We start from the raw sequence: 2,192 nt of genomic DNA on the forward strand, positions 1-2,192 counted from the left end.
GCCATCTCGGCCGCGGCGCGCGCCGTGCCGTCGCCCGCCAGGACCAGAACCGCGTCCGGCGCTCCGTCGATGACGTCCCGCAGGCACATCGCCAGCTCATGGGTTTGAGGGGCATGGACGCGCCCGTTCACGCCGTGCTCGGCCAGCATGCGCTCGGCTATGGCTGGCGCGTCCGGGCCAACCGACCCAGAGGCGGTGTTGACGACGATATCGATCCGCCGCACGGGCGCCCCCTGTCTCGCGAAACTCGCCGACCCAACGGGCCGGAAGCGGCCATGGTTCCGCTTCATACGGAACCCTCCCGGACGGTGGCCGTTTGTCGGGCAGGGGACAAGCTCGGAACGGAGAGCCAAGATGAAGACGACCATGATCGCCCTGATGGGCGTGGGTGTGCTCGCCGCGGCGTGCACCTCGACCGGCAATGTGGAGCGCAACGCCGCCGGCGGCGCGGCGCTCGGCGCGCTCGCGGGCGCGGTGATCGGCAACAATGTCGGCGGCGGCAGCGCCAGCACCGGCGCCGCCGTGGGCGCGGCTCTGGGCGGCACGGTCGGTGCGGTGAAGGGCTGTCGGGAAGACGGCGGCTGCGGCGCCAACTCGGTCAATCGCCGCCAGTATTACGACGAGCGCGCGGGGCGCTATTACTACTACGACTCCCGCAGCGGCCGTTACTACTGGGAAGACGGCAGCCCCCGCTACTAGGGCGGGACGGCTTGGTTCATCGAAAGGCGATCGGTCCTGCCGGTCGCCTTTTTCGTGCTCTGGAGGAGGGAACCATGAAGACGACGAACGCCGCCATTATGATCGCCGCCGCGCTGTCGCTGGCGGCCTGCGCCGAGACCGCGGGGCCTTGGCGGAGCCTGAAGAAGCCCGTCGCGGCGGCGGGCCCGACCTGTGCGGGTTTCACATCATCGATCTATTTCGACCAGGACAGCGCGGCTCTGACGCCTGAGGGCCGGATGGTCCTGGCCAGCGCTCGCACTCAGGCGCGGGGCTGTCAGATCCGTGGTGTGCGGGTTATCGGACTGGCCGATGCGGTCGGCGCGTCGGAGGCCAACCTGGCCCTCTCAAAGCGCCGGGCCGACGCTGTGTCCAGCGCCTTGGCGGCCCATGGATTTGGCAAAGCGGATTTCGACCTCGCCGCCGTCGGCGACCTTGGCGCTGCTGCTTCGGGTGTCGCCGCGCCATTGCGCCGACGCGCCGACATCATCTTCGATCTGGCGCCGCCCGCGCGCTGAACAGGACGAAGAAGGGCGGGCCGGATAGCCGGTCCGCCTGAGTTCGCATCAACAAAGGGGGGTGCGAAGGCGGCAGGCTGGCTTGCGCCAGCCTCAAGTCGGGGGGGCGTCGCCGCCTTCGCGAAGATGAAAACGGCGTGTGTCGAAAAGAGTTCCCGTCAGGCGCGATTTTTTTGCACGCGCCGCGCGGCGGCTCCGCGGGAACAGCTGAGTAGGGGAGGCGTTGACCTTCCAGGCGGCGAAGAGCGCCGTTGTATCTGGGGAGCTGCGTCGTGATCCGGACCTATCAGGCCCAGCATGGCGGAACGGTTTTTGTGCAGACCCTGACCGAGCGTCAGCGCCGCACGCGCACTCGGCTCATGGCCCTGGCTGTGATCGCCGCCAGCGCGATCTCGGCCGCCACGGTGATGGGCTTCAATCATCGCGCCGCCGCCCTGGCCCGCGCCGATATCACCACGTCCTGGGCCCCCTAGGACTTTTCAGGAGGTAGGACACCATGCCCACCGACATCCATCACCAGGCCGAACAAACGTCGCCCGGCCCCCGCGTCAACGCCACGCGGGCGCGGCAGGGGCGCTTCGGTCGCCATATCTTCTGGATCCTCATCGTGTCGACCGTGCTCGCCGCCCTGGCGCTGTTCGGCGCCTGGAGTTTCCGCGCCAAGGACCTGGCCTCCGTGGACGCCAACACCGGCGCCACGACTCCGGCTGAGGCGCAGTCGGGAACCACCCCCCAACAGCCCGCGCGTCAAACGCCATAGGCGCCTGTCGATCGACCAAAGAAAAACGGCCTCCCGAGCGGGAGGCCGTTGTCATTTGGAGGCCTTGCGCCTTTAGGCGGCCTTGCGGGTGCGTCGCGGATGGAAGAACAGCGCCTGGCCGATCGCCGCCTTCACCGTTTCCGGCTGGAAGGGCTTGGTGATCAGGAAGGTCGGTTCCGGACGCTCGCCGGTCAGCA

At 68.7% G+C, this 2,192-nt stretch carries 4 protein-coding genes and 2 pseudogenes; 4 read left to right on the plus strand and 2 right to left on the minus strand.

What is annotated here, in order from left to right:
- A pseudogene (locus tag Q0379_RS10100) lies at window positions 1–224 on the minus strand (diacylglycerol kinase family lipid kinase); the annotation flags it as partial.
- A gap of 130 nt (window positions 225–354) precedes the next feature.
- Here Q0379_RS10100 and Q0379_RS10105 point away from each other — a divergent pair.
- The 4 genes from Q0379_RS10105 (at window position 355) to Q0379_RS10120 (ending at window position 1,995) form a co-directional block, all read left to right on the plus strand.
- Window positions 355–699 carry a YMGG-like glycine zipper-containing protein gene (locus Q0379_RS10105; protein WP_299007856.1) on the plus strand — a complete coding sequence of 115 codons (345 nt, stop codon included), beginning with the start codon at window positions 355–357 and terminating at the stop codon, window positions 697–699.
- A gap of 74 nt (window positions 700–773) precedes the next feature.
- Window positions 774–1,235: an OmpA family protein gene (locus tag Q0379_RS10110; protein ID WP_299007858.1), complete on the plus strand. Its 462-nt coding sequence runs from the start codon at window positions 774–776 to the stop codon at window positions 1,233–1,235.
- A 272-nt stretch (window positions 1,236–1,507) separates the two neighbouring features.
- Complete coding sequence (locus tag Q0379_RS10115; protein ID WP_299007861.1) at window positions 1,508–1,708, plus strand: hypothetical protein; 201 nt, start codon at window positions 1,508–1,510, stop codon at window positions 1,706–1,708.
- A 23-nt stretch (window positions 1,709–1,731) separates the two neighbouring features.
- The gene (locus Q0379_RS10120) at window positions 1,732–1,995 is read left to right on the plus strand and encodes a hypothetical protein (protein ID WP_299007864.1); all 264 of its coding nucleotides are present in this window, start codon (window positions 1,732–1,734) and stop codon (window positions 1,993–1,995) included.
- A 72-nt stretch (window positions 1,996–2,067) separates the two neighbouring features.
- On the opposite strand, the pseudogene Q0379_RS10125 reads toward Q0379_RS10120, so the two are convergent.
- Window positions 2,068–2,192: pseudogene (locus tag Q0379_RS10125) on the minus strand (response regulator); the annotation flags it as partial.

Origin of the sequence: uncultured Caulobacter sp. (genome assembly GCF_937900395.1) — a bacterium.
In the GTDB taxonomy this organism is placed as follows: Bacteria; Pseudomonadota; Alphaproteobacteria; order Caulobacterales; family Caulobacteraceae; genus Caulobacter.

Excerpts from the sequence above, each read along its gene's own strand:
- Q0379_RS10105 (WP_299007856.1), top strand. The coding sequence starts at position 355 with ATGAAGACGACCATGATCGCCCTGATGGGCGTGGGTGTGCTCGCCGCG.
- Q0379_RS10120 (WP_299007864.1), top strand. The coding sequence starts at position 1,732 with ATGCCCACCGACATCCATCACCAGGCCGAACAAACGTCGCCCGGCCCC.
- Q0379_RS10110 (WP_299007858.1), top strand. The coding sequence starts at position 774 with ATGAAGACGACGAACGCCGCCATTATGATCGCCGCCGCGCTGTCGCTG.